Origin of the sequence: Azospirillum oryzae, assembly GCF_008364795.1 — a bacterium.
In the GTDB taxonomy this organism is placed as follows: domain Bacteria; phylum Pseudomonadota; class Alphaproteobacteria; order Azospirillales; family Azospirillaceae; genus Azospirillum; species Azospirillum oryzae.
The window spans coordinates 1,143,781-1,159,420 of the sequence record NZ_VTTM01000001.1; the positions used below are offsets into that span (position 1 = coordinate 1,143,781).

Here is a 15,640-nt window from a genome sequence, read left to right on the forward strand (position 1 = left end):
GCCGACTGGTGTCGACCGCTCCCGAGGGCGCCCGCGCGGGCCATCCCCATGATGGGGACGGAAAGAGCCGGGCCGGGCAAGCCCGGTCCGGCGGAAGGCAGAAAACGCCGTGCGGCGGCAGGTTCCCTGGGGAACCGACCGCCGTCCGGCGTGGAACTGTATGATCCGTAACGCAACAAGGTCTTACTTAATATCGACCTTGGCGCCGGCCTCTTCAAGCTGCTTCTTGATCTTGGCGGCCTCGTCCTTCGTGGCGCCTTCCTTGACCGGCTTCGGAGCGCCCTCGACCAGGTCCTTGGCTTCCTTCAGGCCCAGGCCGGTGATCGCACGGACTTCCTTAATCACGTTGATCTTCTTGTCGCCGGCATCGGCGAGGATCACCGTGAACTCGGTCTGCTCTTCGGCCGGAGCGGCAGCGGCAGCGGCCGGGCCAGCGGCGGCAACGGCCACCGGAGCGGCGGCGGAGACGCCCCACTTCTCTTCGAGGAGCTTCGACAGCTCGGCGGCTTCCAGGACGGTCAGGGCCGACAGATCGTCGACGAGCTTCTGCAGATCAGCCATGTTACTACTCCAAACGACTTGAGTTCTGGGGATGGAAAAAAACGAGTGAGTCGAGTTGGCCTTGCGGGCCAGCTCAGGCTGCCTCGTCGTCCTTCTTCGCGTAGGCGGCAAGCACGCGGGCGACCTGGCCACCCGGAGCCTGGAGGACACCGGCGATACGGGTCGCCGGGGTCTGGATCATGCCCACGAGGCGGCCACGCAGTTCGTCCAGCGACGGGAGCGAGGCGAGGGCCTTGACCCCCTCCGCGTCCAGAATCTGGGTGCCGAGGCTGGCGCCGACGATCTTGAGCTTCTCGTTGGTCTTCGCGTAGTCGGCCACCACCTTGGCAGCCGCAACGGGATCCTTCGAGAAGGCGATCGCCGTCGGTCCCTTGAAGAGACCGTCCAGACCTTCGAACTGCGTCCCCTGAAGGGAACGACGGGCGAGCCGGTTCTTCGTCACTTTGAAGCTGGCGCCAGCAGCCCGAACCTTCGCACGCAGGTCGGTGACTTCCTTCACCGTCAGGCCCAGATGGTGGGTGACCACCACCAGGCCCGTGTCCTGGAGCTTCGATTGCAGAGCCGCGATCGTCGCTTCTTTTTGTGTACGATCCACGGATCGCCTCCTTGCACAGAGGTTTACATGGACCCCCTGCCCTTGCGGGCCGGAGGTCCGGCGAACCTGTCCCAGAAGTTCAAGCCGTTCCTGATCCGGTGGTCCCGCCTTGACGGGGTCCGGAATGGTCAACGGGTTCAACTCCTGTCTGCGCCGGTGAATTTTAAGCCCTCACCTTCCGGAGAAGGGGCGGACACCTGCGGTCTCGGACAGGGGTGGGTGGGCGGTCCGCCGGGGCAGGCCCCCTTGGATCATCCACCCGGTCGCCGCTGGCACCCGAAGGTGCCGGCGGCGAAAGACGGGTGATTACGCCGCGGCGCCGGCCGCAGCCGACACGCTGGTGAGGTCGAGCTTCAGGCCCGGGCCCATCGTCGACGAGAGCGAGACCTTCAGCAGGTACTGGCCCTTGGCGCCGGTCGGCTTGGCACGGGTGATGGCATCGACGAAGGCGCGGATGTTCTGGACCAGCGCCTCTTCCGAGAAGCTGACCTTGCCGACGCCGGCGTGGACGATACCGGTCTTCTCCGCACGGAACTCCACAGCGCCGGCCTTGGCGGCCTTCACGGCGCCGGCGACGTCGGGGGTCACGGTGCCCAGCTTCGGGTTCGGCATCAGGCCGCGCGGGCCGAGGACCTTACCGAGCTTGCCGACCACGCCCATCATGTCGGGCGAGGCGATGCAGCGGTCGAAGTTGATGTTGCCGGCCAGGATCTGTTCGGCGAGATCGTCGCCGCCGACCACGTCGGCGCCGGCGGCCAGGGCCTCATCGACCTTGGCGCCACGGGCGAACACCGCCACGCGGACGGTCTTGCCGGTGCCGTTCGGCAGGTTCACGACGCCGCGGACCATCTGGTCGGCGTGGCGCGGATCGATGCCGAGGTTCATCGCGATTTCGATGGTCTCGTCGAACTTGGCCTTGGCAGCACCCTTCACCAGGGTGACGGCCTCTTCCAGCGAGTAGAAGTTGTCGCGGTTGACGGTCTTGTAGGCGTCGGTCAGACGCTTGCCCAGCTTCGCCATAGGATCAGCCCTCCACCACTTCGAGGCCCATCGAGCGGGCGGAGCCGGCGACCATGGTCGCTGCGGCTTCGACGTCGTGCGCGTTCAGGTCGACCATCTTCTTCTGGGCGATCTCGCGGATCTGCGAGGTCGTGACCTGGCCGACGAAACCGCCCTTGCCGGGGGTCGTCGAACCCTTGTCCTTGCCCGAAGCCTTCTTGAGGAAGTAGCTGACCGGCGGGGTCTTGGTCACGAAGGTGAAGGTGCGGTCGCCATAGGCGGTGATGACCACGGGAATCGGCATGCCGACTTCCAGGTCCGCCGTCTTGGCGTTGAACGCCTTGCAGAACTCCATGATGTTCAGGCCGCGCTGACCGAGCGCCGGGCCGATGGGCGGCGACGGGTTGGCCTTGCCGGCCGGAACCTGCAGCTTGATGTAACCGACGATTTTCTTCGCCATCTCACAACCTCCTGGGACGACACCTCACGCCTACGACCGGATGGTCCGGCGCGGCGTCGCGGGGTTTTGCGGTTCGGCCATGGCGAGCCTCCCGCAACAGAATGGAGCCACCGATGCAAGCACCGGCAGCTCCGACACGAAAAACTGTGGAACCTTGCGCTTAGATCTTTTCGACCTGCGTGTATTCCAGCTCGACCGGCGTGGAGCGGCCGAAGATCGACACCGCCACCTTGAGGCGGGATTTCTCTTCGTCGACTTCCTCGACGACACCATTGAACGAGGTGAAGGGACCGTCGCTCACTCGCACCTGCTCGCCCACCTCGAAGGTGATCGAGGGCTTGGGGCGCTCAAAGCCTTCCTGCACCTGATGGATGATCCGCTCGGCCTCGCGCTGGGAAATCGGCTGCGGCTTGCCGCCACCGCCCAGGAAATCCGTGACCTTCGGCGTGTTCTTCACCAGCGACCAGGATTCGTCGGTCAGGTCCATCTTGACGAGGACATAGCCGGGGAAGAACTTGCGTTCCGTGTTGATCTTGGAACCCCGGCGCACTTCGACCACTTCTTCGGTCGGGACCAGGATTTCCTCGAACTTGTCTTCCAGACCCTTCTGAGCCGCCTTTTCGCGGATGGCCTGGGCGACCTTCTTTTCGAAACCCGAATAGACGTGAACAACGTACCAGCGCGCAGCCATGTCTTAGCCTCCCAGCCCAAGGATCAAGCGAACGGCAACCGCCAGCACCTGATCGACGACGAGGAAGAACAGGGCGGCGAGCACGACCATGACGAACACCATGGCGGTCGTGATGCCGGTTTCCTTGCGGGTCGGCCAGGTGACCCTGGCTACCTCGCGGCGGACCTCGCGCGCGAATTCTGCGGGATTGACTTTAGCCATCGTGCGAACCGTGCGAGCTCCGGAGCGACTGTGAGGGCGCCGCTTTTACCCTAACCGTTATTGGGACGGGATGGCAGGAGTGGAGGGGCTCGAACCCCCAACCCCCGGTTTTGGAGACCGGTGCTCTACCAATTGAGCTACACTCCTATCTCCGTCCGGCCACACCTTTCGGCGTGGGACGCCGCTTAAAGCATTCTTTCGGCGGCGGTGTCAAGGCCTTTCGACCCGACTTTCGGAATAACTTTTTAGAACGGCTTTCCGGAAGCCCAACCGTACTCTGAAGCCAGACAAGATTCCCCCGCCGGGCCGGAGCCCGGCGGGGGAGGCAGGCTTATAGCATCACTCGACGATCTTGGCAACGACGCCGGCGCCGACGGTGCGGCCGCCTTCGCGGATGGCGAAGCGCAGGCCTTCGTCCATGGCGATCGGGGCGATCAGAGCCACGTCCATGGCGACGTTGTCGCCCGGCATCACCATCTCGACGCCTTCCGGCAGCGAGACCATGCCCGTCACGTCCGTCGTACGGAAGTAGAACTGCGGACGGTAGTTGGTGAAGAACGGGGTGTGACGGCCGCCCTCTTCCTTCGTCAGGATGTAGGCCTCGGCCTTGAACTTGGTGTGCGGGGTGATCGAACCCGGCTTGGCCAGAACCTGGCCGCGCTCGACGTCCTCGCGCTTGGTGCCGCGCAGCAGCGCGCCGATGTTGTCGCCGGCCTCACCCGAATCGAGCAGCTTGCGGAACATCTCGACGCCGGTCACCGTCGTCTTCACCGTCGCCTTCAGGCCGACGATCTCGACTTCGTCACCAACCTTCACGATGCCGCGCTCGACACGGCCGGTCACAACGGTGCCGCGGCCCGAGATCGAGAACACGTCTTCGATCGGCATCAGGAACGGACGATCCTTCGGACGCTCCGGCTGCGGGATGTACTCGTCCACCGTCTTCATCAGAGCCAGAACGGCGTCCCGGCCGATCTCCGGCTGACGGTCTTCCAGGGCGCACAGAGCCGAGCCCTTGGTGATCGGAATGTCGTCGCCCGGGAACTGGTAGGAGGACAGCAGCTCGCGAACTTCCAGCTCGACCAGCTCCAGCAGTTCCGGATCGTCGACCATGTCGACCTTGTTCAGGAACACCACCAGGGCCGGAACGCCAACCTGGCGGGCCAGCAGGATGTGCTCGCGGGTCTGCGGCATCGGGCCGTCGGCGGCCGACACGACCAGGATCGCGCCGTCCATCTGGGCGGCGCCCGTGATCATGTTCTTCACGTAGTCGGCGTGGCCCGGGCAGTCGACGTGCGCGTAGTGGCGGTTCTGCGTCTCGTACTCGACGTGGGCCGTCGAGATCGTGATGCCGCGCGCCTTCTCTTCCGGCGCCTTGTCGATCTGGTCGTAAGCGGTGAAGGTGGCGCCGCCGGACTCCGCCAGCACCTTCGTGATCGCCGCCGTCAGCGACGTCTTGCCGTGGTCGACGTGGCCGATCGTGCCAACGTTGCAGTGCGGCTTGTTCCGCTCAAACTTTGCCTTCGCCATCGCTTTGGTCTTTCGTTCCCGACGTTCCGGACGCACACAATGGCCCGGCCGAGATCCGTTTTCCGTGGCGCACGCGGGATTGGAGCGGGTGAGGGGAATCGAACCCCCGTCGTAAGCTTGGAAGGCTTCTGCTCTACCATTGAGCTACACCCGCCTGAGCCATCCCGCCGGCGCGACCGTCCGGGGCAAACGCGATCACGGACAAGCCGTGGAAAGTAGTGGTGGAAGGGGCTGGATTCGAACCAGCGTACGCTAACGCGGGCAGATTTACAGTCTGCTGCCTTTAACCACTCGGCCACCCTTCCAGTCCGCGGCCTGGCAGTGCCCGCCGCGGAGTTCGGCAATATGCGAATTTTTCAGACCTTGTCAACACGGGTTAAGCGGTTCACACCAGAAAAAATTCGGCCGCAGCCCGCTGCGGCCCCCTCCCCTTCTTCGTGGGTATCATGACGCGCTCCAGACATCCCGGCTCCGGCCCCGCTTCCAGCCGCTCTTCCGACCGCAATTCCGACCGAAACGCCGAGCGTTCGGGCGCCAAGGCGCAGCACGGGTCATCGCCGCGGCAGGACCAGGCGGACGACTCCGGTCGGGCCGGCCGGCGGCCGGCGAAGGGTGGGCGTCCTCCTGCCGCGCGGGGCGTCCTTCTCTATGGCCTGCATCCGGTCGCCGCTGCCTGGACGAACCCGGAGCGGCGCATCCATCGGCTGTTGGCGACCGACTCGGGCCGGGCGGCGCTGGAGCCGGCCTTCGCGGCGGCGCGCGCGTTGGGGCTGCAGCGGCCGGAGGCCTCGCCGGTGGACCGCATGGAGCTTGAGCGGATGCTGCCGCCGGGCGCCGTCCACCAGGGCGTTGTCGTCGACGCCTCTCCCCTGCCCGAGCTGGGCATCGAGGATTTGTGCAACGAGTTGGAGTCCGAGAAATCGGTGGTCATCGTCGCCCTCGACCAGGTGACGGATCCGCATAATGTCGGCGCCATCCTGCGGTCGGCCGCCGCCTTCGGCGCCCGTGCCGTGGTGGTGACCGAACGCCATGCGCCGGAAACCACGGGTGTGCTGGCGAAGAGTGCTTCGGGCGCGCTGGAGGCGGTGCCGCTGATTCGCGTCACCAACCTCGCCCGCGCGCTGACCGACCTGCAGCAGAACGGCTTCTGGTCGGTCGGGCTGGCCGAATCGGGGCAATCGACTCTCGCGAAGCTGGATCTGACGGGCAAGACGGTCCTTGTGATGGGGGCGGAGGGCAGCGGGCTGCGGCGGCTGACCATGGAGCGCTGCGACGCCATCGCCCGCCTTCCGACCGGCGGTCCGGTGGGCAGTCTCAACGTTTCCAATGCCGCCGCGGTGGCTCTGTACGAGGTCGCCCGTCTGCGCGAGTGACCGCGATGTGGATCCGGCGCGGCCAAGTGCTTGTTTGCACGGAAAAGGGACGCTAAGGTGTGCCTCCGCCAAGCGACGGGCGCGCCGGATTAGCTCAGCTGGTAGAGCAGCTGATTTGTAATCAGAAGGTCACGGGTTCGATTCCTGTATCCGGCACCACCGCGCACTGGGGATGTTCCGGCTCGGCGCCGCGGTTCCGGCAGAGCGGCATTCGCTCAAGGCCATGGCCGCTCCGATGCCGCACTGATGACGGTATTGTCACTTCGGAACCCTTGGACGGCAGCACGGTTGGAGGAGGCATTGGGATGCCCCCTGACACCAGCTTGTGCGAAAGACCGGCCATGACCAAGCCCCAGCGCCCCGAGTCGGGCGGTGATATGCCCACCACTCCCAGCGCGGAGGCCCATCGGATGCGCGCGGACATCGACCGCGGGCTGACCGGCGACAAGGTTCCGGCCACCGATCCCGCTGCGGCTCCGCTCGGCACCGACGACGAGGCGGCCGGCACCACGCCGCCGCACGGCCCGTCGCGCGATCCCATCGTTCCCAAAGACCAGCGCATCCCGCCTGGCCAGAAGAAGGGCGGCGATACGCTCGACACCTGACCGCCTGATTGCGGGAGGTTCAGAAGGGCAAAAAGCCCGGCCGGGAATCCCGGTCGGGCTTTTTTGCTGTCAGGCATCCCGCCATCGACCGTCGGAAGCCCAGGCTCAGAAATAGCGCTCCGGCACGCGGACAACATCGTCCGGCATCACCGAGGTGGTGATCGGAGCCTTGCGGATTTCCTTCTTGGGATCGGCGCCGCGGGTGATGAGAACGTAATCCTCCTTGGCGCGGTAGGTGTAGCCGCCGGCCATCGCCACGGCCGACAGGGCGGTCATGCCGTTGACATACTGGTACTGGCCGGGGTTGCGCACCTCGCCCAGGATGAAGAAGGGCCGGTGGTTCAGCACCTCGACGCTGACCTTCGGGTCCTTCACATAGCCGGCGGATAGACGGGTGGTGATTTCCTTTTCAAGGTCGCGGGTGCTGCGGTCCTTGGCCGAGACCTCGCCGATCAGCGGCATGGCGACCTTGCCGGTGCCGTCCACGCGGAACTCGCCGGACAGCTGTTCCTCACCGAACACGATGACGCGCAAGGCGTCGCCCGGGCCGAGATGGTATTCGCCGATCTGACCGGCGCCGGCGGTCTCCATCGGCGCGTCGTTGCCGGCACAGCCGACCATGGCAACGGCGAGCGCGGCCAACCCGATCCCCTGGCCCAGCGCACGGAACACATGACGTCGATTCATCCCTAAACCCTTTCCCTGGCTGGTGGATGCCTGCCGCAGCGCCGGTCCGGTCCTGATCGCCGGTCCCCGGTTGGCCCGGATGGATGGAACGGCTCCTTGGAACCGCCCATCCGCCGACCGCCTTGCAGCGGCGCCCTTTGGTCACGCACCTGAATTCGGGTGGAGACTAGCAACTCGCAAGCGCTTGGGAAAAAGTGGAGAGGAATTACCGCCTTCGGATCCCCCCAATACATCGCCACCGGCCATAAAAGCAGGCATAAGAAAAGGGCGCCCGTCATAGGACGGACGCCCTGCCCTGTTCAGAAAAACCTTTAGGACCTTTGGCCGAAACCTTCCCGGACGGACGATCCGGATTCGGCGGATTACAGCCTGGATTACATCTGGGCGCCGAGTCGCAGGTAGATCAGGTTGTCGCTGTACTCGGCCGCACTCAGGTTGGAGTTGCGCTTTTCATAGGTGTAGCCGCTGGTCAGATACAGGTAGCGGTTCATCTGATAGGTGCCGCCGATGCTGGCCGTATAGACCTTGTCGTTGCGGTCGTTTCCGTTGAAGTCGTCCTGGCGGTACTGCAGCCGGGCGTTCAGCACCAGCGAGCGCAGCAGCTCGTGATCGACGCCCAAGGCGAACAGGGTGCGGGTGTAGCTGGAGGCGGTGCCGAAGCCCGGGCTTGACGAGGTCTCGCGCACCTGGCGGCTGGCGGTGGCGCTGATGCCGGTCAGCTGGGTGACCGCCCAGTTCAGGCGCCCGCCGAAGGACAGGCCGCTGAAATCTTCAAGCCGCGAGTCCTTGTAGTTGCGGACGAGATAGCCGGCGAACAGCTCGCCGGTGACCAGGCCGGTCAGTTCGCTGGCAACGCCGCCCACCACTTCATACCCGTCCGAATCGCGGTCGAGGCCGAAGGCGTCGCGGTCGTTCTTGTGGCGGGTCCAGGAATAGGTGCCCTGGACGAAGGCCTCATAGCCCTCGATGAATTCGTAGCCGACGCGGCCGACCGTCGCATATTCCCAGCGGTCGCGGTCGCCCTGGCGGGCGACGCCGCCGCCGATCAGGTCGACGTCGTCATAGGAGATGTACTGGGCCGACCCCGACACGCGGGCGCGCAGGCGGTTGAAGCGCTGGGAATAGCCGGCCTCGCCGCCGCTGGTGAAATACTTCACCGGCTCGGCATAGCCCTGCAGGCTGTTGATGTCGCCACGGCCCTCGTGGTTGCGGCGGTGGAACAGCCGGCCGTCCAGCGCACCGCCCTTGTTCACGTCGAAGCGCCCGTCGGCCTGCGCGGCATAGTCCGTGTAGTTCTCGCCGGCATGGTCGCTGTAGCGGCCGGTATCGGCGGAGGCGGAGAAGTTCAGCGCATGGGCCGCGAAGTCGGACTTGATGTCGAGCCGCGGACGGACGGTCCAGATGACGTCGTCCTCGTGGTTGTCGCGGGTGGCGTAGACGTTGGTCTCATAGGTGGCGCCGGCTTCCACCCGCGGCAGGAACAGGAAGGAGCCGGCGCGGACGCCAAGCTGCTCCAGCTCCGGCCGGCGGCGCTCCAGCACGGTTTCGCCACGCTGCAGGTCGTCCTGGGCGGCGGCGGGAAGCGACGTCAGCCCGGTCGAGGCGAGAGCGAGGGCGAGGAGGGAAAGGGTGCTGGTCTTCATGGAGTCACCGCGCTTGGCTGGGTTCGGTCGGCTCTGGGTTCGGTCGGCTCATCGGGCCGGGGGCCGGCCCCTTGGTGGGATTCGTCCAGGCGCCGCCTTCCGGCGGAAACCGATGCGGACGCATCCTCGGCAAAGACACAACAAACCGTGCTCCTTCCGCAACAGTGAAGCCCGGCCGCCGCCGCTTTTGCCGGGTCCTGTGGTGTGGCCGCAACAAAAGGTCGGCAATGAGACAAGCCCGGCGGTGGCAATGATTCGCTTGATTCCAGTCTCTTTTTCAAATGGTCGTAAGATGAAGGTCATAGCCACCGGTCGGCAGAACTGGCGATGCTCCCCCGCCCCTGCCCCACCCCTACTTGGAACCGTCCGCCCCGCACCGGGTTGTTCATAACGATTCCTGACCAGGAAAGGTGCCGTATGACACGCCGACTCGACATGCCGCCGCCTCCGCCCTCGACCAACCGCCCGCCCGACTCCACCACCCCGCCCTACACGCCGGGCGGGGTGACGCCCCCCGATGGCGAGGGTCCAGCCAGTCCTGCCGAGAAGACCGCCCCGCCCGACAGCTATCCGCCCAAGCGGAAACCCTGACGAAGAACAGGCGGTGAGAAGCGGCGTCCGCCGAAGCGACTCTTGGCGACGGCATCATGAATCAGCGATCGGTTTCACCCGAATTGCGGCAGAAGCGGCGCTTGCCTTGTTTTCGAACTTGCGCCGCTTCTTTTGTTGCGCTGCCGGTGACGTTTACATTCCTGTGGCTCTATGACGCATCTGCGAAGGTTGCACTGCTGCCATTGTGTTTTCTACCCTTTCCATGAGGAACGCATAATGGATGCATCGGGTGGCGACAGGCGGTAAACGCCGGGCCACCGCTGCCCACGCAGCCGGGAGCGGCGGTCCGTGCCCGCCCCAGCCTTCGCCCCGGACCGAAGGCGGGCGCGAACCACGGGCCCGTTGCCATGGACGACTTCGGACGACTGCCTCCCGACGACTACCAGTTGGCCGGCCAGGTTCACCACCGCCTGCGCCGCGCCCATCAGCGCGCGTCGGCGATCTTCATCGACCTGATCGGCGATTCGCTTCTGACCCCCACCCAATGGGCGGCCCTGGCCACCCTGTATGCCGAGGGTCCGCTGTCGCAGAACCAGCTCGGCCGGCTGACCTACATGGATCCGGCGACCACGCAAGGCGTGATCCTGCGGCTGGTGGAGCGCAATCTGGTCGAACGCCAGCCCGACCCGCAGGACCGCCGCCGCACCAGCGTCCGCCTGACGCGGATCGGCCAGGCGCTGGTCGTCGACCTGACGGCCAACGCTGCCGCCGCCCACGAACGCACGCTGGAACCGCTGTCGGAGGAAGAGCGGGTGCAGTTCATGGCCCTGCTGGCCCGCCTGATGTAGGCGGCATCGCCTGATGGTTTGAGAAAGGCCGTCGGGAAAGGCCGAACGGGGAAAATCCCGATCAGGCGGTGACTTTTGCGCGGGGTTTGCTATGAACGCGGTGTGTTGCGTCGCACCGCGACCCGGACACGCCGCTGGTCTCTCACGAACCGGGGTCCCCGCAGGATGAAGCACCGCCACCCGACCGCCTCGCCGACGGCGAAGTCCCTTCTTTCGGCCGCTCTGTTCGCCGCCCTTGCCGCCGCCCTTGCCGCCGCCGTGCTGACCACGGGCCCCGCCGCCGCCGAATCCGCAAAGGAGCCGGTGAAGTTCAGCGGCGCGCCGGTGCGGGTGGGCGAGATCAACAGCTACACCGGGCTGCCCGCCTTCACCATCCCCTACCGCCAGGGCTGGCAGCTGGCGCTGGAGGAGATCAACGCCCAGGGCGGCGTGATCGGCTGCTGCGAGTTGCAGGTCGTCTCGCGCGACGACGCCGGCAAGCCCGACGACGCGGTGCGCGTCGCGCAGGAGCTGGTGACGAACGAGGCGGTGGACGTGCTGGCCGGCACCTATTTCTCCCACATCGGTCTGGCCGTCGCCGATTTCGCCGCGCGCAACAAGGTACCCTTCGTCGCGGCCGAGCCGCTGACCGACGCCATCACCTGGGCCAAGGGCAACCGCTACACCTTCCGCCTGCGTCCCAGCACCTACATGCAGGCGGCCATGCTGGTGGAAGAGGCGGCGAAGCTGCCGGCCAAGCGCTGGGCCACCGTCGCCCCCAACTACGAATACGGCCAGTCGGCGGTGGCGTGGTTCAAGCAACTGCTGAAGGAAAAGCGCCCGGACGTGGAGTTCGTGGCCGAGCAATGGCCGGCCCAGGGCAAGCTGGAGGCCGGCCCGACCGTCCAGGCGCTGGCCGCCGCCAAGCCCGACGCGATCTTCAACGTCACCTTCGGCGCCGATCTCGCCAAGTTCGTGCGAGAGGGCGAGGGCCGCGGCCTGTTCCGCAACCGCAAGGTCGTCAGCCTGCTGACCGGCGAGCCGGAATATCTGGAGCCGATGAAGGACGAGGCGCCGGAAGGCTGGATCGTCACCGGCTATCCCTGGGAGCAGATCGACACGCCCGCCCACAAGGCCTTCGTCGCCGCCTACACCGCGCGCTTCAAGGAATCGCCCAAGGCGGGTTCCATCGTCGGCTACACCACCATGAAGGCGGTCGCCGCCGCGATCACCAAGGCCAAATCCAGCAACGCCGAGCCGATCGTCGATGCGCTGGCCGGCCTGACCTTCGACAGCCCGGTCGGCCCGGTGACCTTCCGTGCCTCCGACCATCAGGCGACGATGGGCACCTATGTCGGCACCACCACCGTCAAGGACGGTCGCGGCACCATGAAGGACTGGCACTACGCCGACGGCGCCAACTACCTGCCGCCCGACGACGTGGCGCGCAAGATGCGGCCGGCGGAGTAAAGTTGTAGGCTTCGATTGCCCCCTCCCCAACCCTCCCCCACCTTCGGTGGGAGAGGGGGACTGCCGCCGCTCTGCGACTGACTCCCTCTCCCTCGAAGAGGGGGAGGGTTGGGGAGGGGGCAAGAGTCCGCACCGAAACGACGAATCCATGTCCTTCCTCCTCGTCCAGGCCCTCAGCGGGCTCGCGACCGCGGCGACGCTGTTCCTGGTGTCGTCGGGGCTGACCATCGTGTTCGGCGTGACGCGGATCGTGAATTTCGCGCACGGCTCCTTCTACATGGTCGGCGCCTATGCCGGCTGGTCGCTGATCGAGCGGTTCGGCGGCACGCCGGCCGGCTTCTGGGGATCGGTCGCCGCCGCGGCGCTGGCGATGGGCGTCCTCGGCGCCGCCATGGAGATCGGCCTGCTGCGTCGGCTCTACCGTTCGCCGGAGCTGTTCCAGCTGCTGGGCACCTTCGGCGTCGTGCTGGTGGTGCAGGACCTGACCGCCTGGGCCTGGGGACCGGAGGATCTGCTGGGCCGCCGGGCGTCGGGGTTGAAGGGTTCCATCGACATCCTCGACCAGCCCTTCCCGCTCTACGACCTCGTGCTGATCGGCCTCGGGCCGCTGGTGCTGGGATTGCTGTGGCTGCTGTTCAACCGCACCCGCTGGGGCACGCTGGTGCGCGCGGCGACGCAGGACCGCGAGATGACCAGCGCGCTGGGCGTCGATCCGGCGCGGCTGTTCACCGGCGTGCTGTTCCTGGGCTGCGCGCTGGCCGGGCTCGGCGGCGCGCTGCAGGTCCCGCGCGAGGCGGTGACCCTGCAGATGGACGTTGCCATCGTTGTGGAGGCCTTCGTCGTCGTCGTGGTCGGCGGCATGGGCAGCCTGACCGGCGCATTCCTGGCCTCGCTGCTGATCGGGCAGTTGCAGGCCTTCGGCATCCTGGTCTTCCCGCAGATCACGCTGGTGATCGTCTTCCTGTTCATGGCGGTGGTGCTGGTGCTGCGCCCGCATGGCCTGCTCGGCCGGGCGGAGGAGATGCCGCCGACCGCACCCGCCACGGTGACCGTGCCGCTGTCGCGCGGACGCCACGCCGGGGTTTGGGCGCTGGCGCTGCTGGCGGTGATGGCGGCGGCACCACTGGTCGCCGGCGATTACGCGCTGATCCTATTGACCGAGGTCGTCATCCTCGCCCTGTTCGCCGCCAGCCTGCATCTGCTGATCGGGTTGGGCGGACTGGTGTCCTTCGGCCATGCGGCGTGGTTCGGGCTGGGCGCCTACGGCTCGGCCCTGCTGGTCAAGCACATGGACGCGCCGATGCCGCTGGCGCTGGCCGGCGCACCGGTGCTGGCCGGGCTGGGGGCGCTGGTGGCGGGCTGGTTCTGCGTGCGGCGGTCGGGGCTATATTTCGCCATGCTGACGCTGGCCTTCGCGCAGATCGTCTGGTCGATCGCCTTCCAATGGTATGCGGTGACCGGCGGCGACAACGGCATCCTCGGCGTCTGGCCATCGGCCTGGGCGGCGGGCAAGGCGGCCTATTACTGGCTGACGCTGGCGCTGTGCGGCGGAGCGTTGTGGCTGCTGCGCCGGGCGGCGTTCGCCCCCTTCGGCTATGCGCTGCGGGCCGGGCGCGACTCGGGGCTGCGCGCCGAATCGGTGGGCATCGACGTGCGCCGCTTCCAGTGGATGGCTTTCGTGCTGGCCGGCGCAGCGGCGGGTCTGGCCGGCGGCCTCTACGCCTTCGCCAAGGGCAGCGTCTTCCCCACCCTGCTGGCGGTACCGCAGTCGGTCGATGCGCTGGTGATGGTGCTGATGGGCGGCATACAGACCGTCGCCGGGCCGCTTGCCGGCGCCGCGGTCTTCCACCTGCTGGAGTCGGAAGTGATGAGCATGACCGACTGGTGGCGGCTGGTGCTGGGTCTCATCATCGTCGCGCTGGTGCTGGTCTTCCCCAAGGGCATCGTCGGCTTCCTGTCCGGCCTGCGTTCTTCCTTTGGGCGGAGGCGGGCATGACCGAGCTGGTGGTGCACGACCTGCAACGCTCCTTCGGCGGGGTGCAGGCGGTGGGCGGCGTGTCCTTCACCCTGCGCTCCGGCGACCTGCTGGCGCTGATCGGCCCCAATGGCGCGGGCAAGAGCACCTGCTTCAACCTGCTGAACGGCCAGCTGCGGCCCGACTCGGGCTCGGTCAGACTGGACGGGACGGAACTGGTCGGTCTGCCGCCGCGGCGCATCTGGGCGCTGGGCGTCGGCCGCACCTTCCAGATCACCGCGACCTTCGCCTCGATGACGGTGGCGGAGAATGTGCAGATGGTGCTGCTGTCGCGTGCCCGCCGGCTGTTCGGGCTGTGGCGCCCGGCCGCCACGCAGTTCCGCGAACCGGCGCTGGCCCTGCTGGACCGCGTCGGCATGGCCGCCCAGGCCGACCGCCCCTGCGGCGTGCTGGCCTATGGCGACGTCAAGCGGGTCGAACTGGCGATGGCGCTGGCGAGCGAACCGACGGTGCTGCTGATGGACGAACCGACCGCCGGCATGGCCCCGGCCGAACGCCTCGCCCTGATGGCGCTGACGGCGGAGCTGGTGCGCGAGCGCGGCCTCGCCGTGCTGTTCACCGAGCATGACATGGACGCCGTCTTCGGCCACGCCACCCGCGTGCTGGTGCTCGACCGCGGCCGGCTGATCGCGGAAGGTTCGCCGGATCAGGTGCGCGCCGACCCGCGTGTGCAGTCCGTCTATCTGGGAGGCGAGGCATGAGCGAAGCTCTGCTGACGGTGGACGGTCTCCAGGCGTGGTACGGCCGCGCCCACATCCTCGACGGCATCGCCCTGACTGTGGGGCGAGGCGAGGTGGTGGCGCTGATGGGGCGCAACGGCGCCGGCAAGACCACCACGCTGAAGGCGATCATGGGGCTGGTGGAGCGCCGCGCCGCGACCCTGCGCCTCGACGGATGCGACCTGTCGGCCCTGCCCACCCACCGCATCGCCCGGCTCGGCGTCGGCTATGTGCCGGAGGACCGCCGCATCTTCGCCGACCTGACGGTGGAGGAGAATCTGGAGGTCGGCCGCCAGCCGCCCCGCCCCGGCGCGCCCGTCTGGACACCGGAGAAGCTGTTCGCGCTGTTCCCCAACCTTGCGGAGATGCGCGGCCGCCGCGGCACCCGGATGAGCGGCGGCGAGCAGCAGATGCTGACGCTGGCCCGCACGCTGATGGGCAACCCGTCGCTGCTTCTGCTGGACGAACCGTCGGAAGGGTTGGCGCCGCTGATCGTCAGGCAGATGGCCGACGCGGTGCGGCGCCTGAAGGCGGAGGGGTTGTCGGTCCTGCTGTCCGAACAGAGCCTGTCCTTCGCCTCCGCCGTCGCCGACCGCGCCTGCGTCATCGAGACCGGCCGCCTGCGCTGGACCGGCACGATGACGGAGCTTATGGCCGATGACGGGGTGAGGGCGGCCTATCTGGCAGTTTGA

General features: G+C 67.1%; 17 protein-coding genes and 4 tRNA genes. 9 read left to right on the forward strand and 12 right to left on the reverse strand.

Translation table 11 applies throughout. The features are described from left to right. Window positions 1-183: 183 nt before the first annotated feature. The 10 genes from rplL to FZ938_RS05525 all read right to left on the reverse strand — a co-directional run bounded on the left by rplL (window position 184) and on the right by FZ938_RS05525 (window position 5,342). Window positions 184-561 carry a 50S ribosomal protein L7/L12 gene (gene rplL, locus FZ938_RS05480; protein ID WP_014246882.1) on the reverse strand — a complete coding sequence of 126 codons (378 nt, stop codon included), beginning with the start codon at window positions 559-561 and terminating at the stop codon, window positions 184-186. Window positions 562-634: 73 nt separating this feature from the next. Continuing rightward, entirely contained in the window at window positions 635-1,156 is a 522-nt protein-coding gene (rplJ, locus tag FZ938_RS05485) for a 50S ribosomal protein L10 (RefSeq protein WP_012973195.1), read from the reverse strand. A gap of 306 nt (window positions 1,157-1,462) precedes the next feature. Then, a complete protein-coding gene (rplA, locus tag FZ938_RS05490; RefSeq protein WP_149197560.1) occupies window positions 1,463-2,176 on the reverse strand; it encodes a 50S ribosomal protein L1 in 714 nt (237 codons plus the stop codon). Window positions 2,177-2,180: 4 nt separating this feature from the next. Continuing rightward, window positions 2,181-2,615, reverse strand: a complete 435-nt coding sequence (gene rplK, locus FZ938_RS05495) for a 50S ribosomal protein L11 (RefSeq protein ID WP_149197561.1) — start codon at window positions 2,613-2,615, stop codon at window positions 2,181-2,183. A gap of 160 nt (window positions 2,616-2,775) precedes the next feature. Next, on the reverse strand, window positions 2,776-3,306 hold the full coding sequence (gene nusG / locus FZ938_RS05500) for a transcription termination/antitermination protein NusG (RefSeq protein ID WP_014246877.1): 531 nt from the start codon (window positions 3,304-3,306) through the stop codon (window positions 2,776-2,778). Window positions 3,307-3,309: 3 nt separating this feature from the next. Next, window positions 3,310-3,507: a preprotein translocase subunit SecE gene (gene secE / locus FZ938_RS05505; RefSeq protein WP_014246876.1), complete on the reverse strand. Its 198-nt coding sequence runs from the start codon at window positions 3,505-3,507 to the stop codon at window positions 3,310-3,312. Window positions 3,508-3,578: 71 nt separating this feature from the next. After that, window positions 3,579-3,654: transfer RNA gene (locus FZ938_RS05510), tRNA-Trp, on the reverse strand. Between the two features lie 192 nt (window positions 3,655-3,846). Next, window positions 3,847-5,037 carry an elongation factor Tu gene (gene tuf, locus FZ938_RS05515; protein WP_136705163.1) on the reverse strand — a complete coding sequence of 397 codons (1,191 nt, stop codon included), beginning with the start codon at window positions 5,035-5,037 and terminating at the stop codon, window positions 3,847-3,849. A gap of 80 nt (window positions 5,038-5,117) precedes the next feature. Next, window positions 5,118-5,191 (reverse strand) — tRNA-Gly (locus tag FZ938_RS05520). A 65-nt stretch (window positions 5,192-5,256) separates the two neighbouring features. Beyond that, window positions 5,257-5,342 (reverse strand) — tRNA-Tyr (locus tag FZ938_RS05525). Between the two features lie 132 nt (window positions 5,343-5,474). Here FZ938_RS05525 and rlmB point away from each other — a divergent pair. The 3 genes from rlmB (at window position 5,475) to FZ938_RS05540 (ending at window position 7,015) form a co-directional block, all read left to right on the forward strand. Next, window positions 5,475-6,410, forward strand: a complete 936-nt coding sequence (rlmB, locus tag FZ938_RS05530) for a 23S rRNA (guanosine(2251)-2'-O)-methyltransferase RlmB (protein WP_425492011.1) — start codon at window positions 5,475-5,477, stop codon at window positions 6,408-6,410. An 83-nt stretch (window positions 6,411-6,493) separates the two neighbouring features. Further along, window positions 6,494-6,569, forward strand: a tRNA-Thr gene (locus tag FZ938_RS05535). A gap of 182 nt (window positions 6,570-6,751) precedes the next feature. Further along, window positions 6,752-7,015, forward strand: a complete 264-nt coding sequence (locus tag FZ938_RS05540) for a hypothetical protein (protein WP_211101034.1) — start codon at window positions 6,752-6,754, stop codon at window positions 7,013-7,015. A 105-nt stretch (window positions 7,016-7,120) separates the two neighbouring features. On the opposite strand, the gene FZ938_RS05545 is transcribed toward FZ938_RS05540, so the two are convergent. Next, window positions 7,121-7,702, reverse strand: a complete 582-nt coding sequence (locus FZ938_RS05545) for a polysaccharide biosynthesis/export family protein (RefSeq protein WP_149197564.1) — start codon at window positions 7,700-7,702, stop codon at window positions 7,121-7,123. A gap of 374 nt (window positions 7,703-8,076) precedes the next feature. Beyond that, complete coding sequence (locus tag FZ938_RS05550; protein WP_149197565.1) at window positions 8,077-9,345, reverse strand: outer membrane beta-barrel protein; 1,269 nt, start codon at window positions 9,343-9,345, stop codon at window positions 8,077-8,079. A 417-nt stretch (window positions 9,346-9,762) separates the two neighbouring features. On the opposite strand from FZ938_RS05550, the gene FZ938_RS30450 reads away from it, so the two are divergent. The 6 genes from FZ938_RS30450 to FZ938_RS05575 all read left to right on the forward strand — a co-directional run bounded on the left by FZ938_RS30450 (window position 9,763) and on the right by FZ938_RS05575 (window position 15,640). Beyond that, window positions 9,763-9,936, forward strand: a complete 174-nt coding sequence (locus tag FZ938_RS30450; RefSeq protein ID WP_174757338.1) for a hypothetical protein — start codon at window positions 9,763-9,765, stop codon at window positions 9,934-9,936. Between the two features lie 368 nt (window positions 9,937-10,304). Next, entirely contained in the window at window positions 10,305-10,745 is a 441-nt protein-coding gene (locus FZ938_RS05555) for a MarR family winged helix-turn-helix transcriptional regulator (RefSeq protein WP_149197566.1), read from the forward strand. A 165-nt stretch (window positions 10,746-10,910) separates the two neighbouring features. Continuing rightward, window positions 10,911-12,194: an ABC transporter substrate-binding protein gene (locus FZ938_RS05560; protein WP_149197567.1), complete on the forward strand. Its 1,284-nt coding sequence runs from the start codon at window positions 10,911-10,913 to the stop codon at window positions 12,192-12,194. A gap of 148 nt (window positions 12,195-12,342) precedes the next feature. Further along, entirely contained in the window at window positions 12,343-14,190 is a 1,848-nt protein-coding gene (locus FZ938_RS05565) for an ABC transporter permease (RefSeq protein ID WP_149197568.1), read from the forward strand. Beyond that, the gene (locus FZ938_RS05570; RefSeq protein WP_149197569.1) at window positions 14,187-14,930 is read left to right on the forward strand and encodes an ABC transporter ATP-binding protein; all 744 of its coding nucleotides are present in this window, start codon (window positions 14,187-14,189) and stop codon (window positions 14,928-14,930) included. The genes FZ938_RS05565 and FZ938_RS05570 overlap by 4 nt, the downstream gene beginning before the upstream one ends. Then, window positions 14,927-15,640, forward strand: a complete 714-nt coding sequence (locus FZ938_RS05575; protein WP_149197570.1) for an ABC transporter ATP-binding protein — start codon at window positions 14,927-14,929, stop codon at window positions 15,638-15,640. The genes FZ938_RS05570 and FZ938_RS05575 overlap by 4 nt, the downstream gene beginning before the upstream one ends.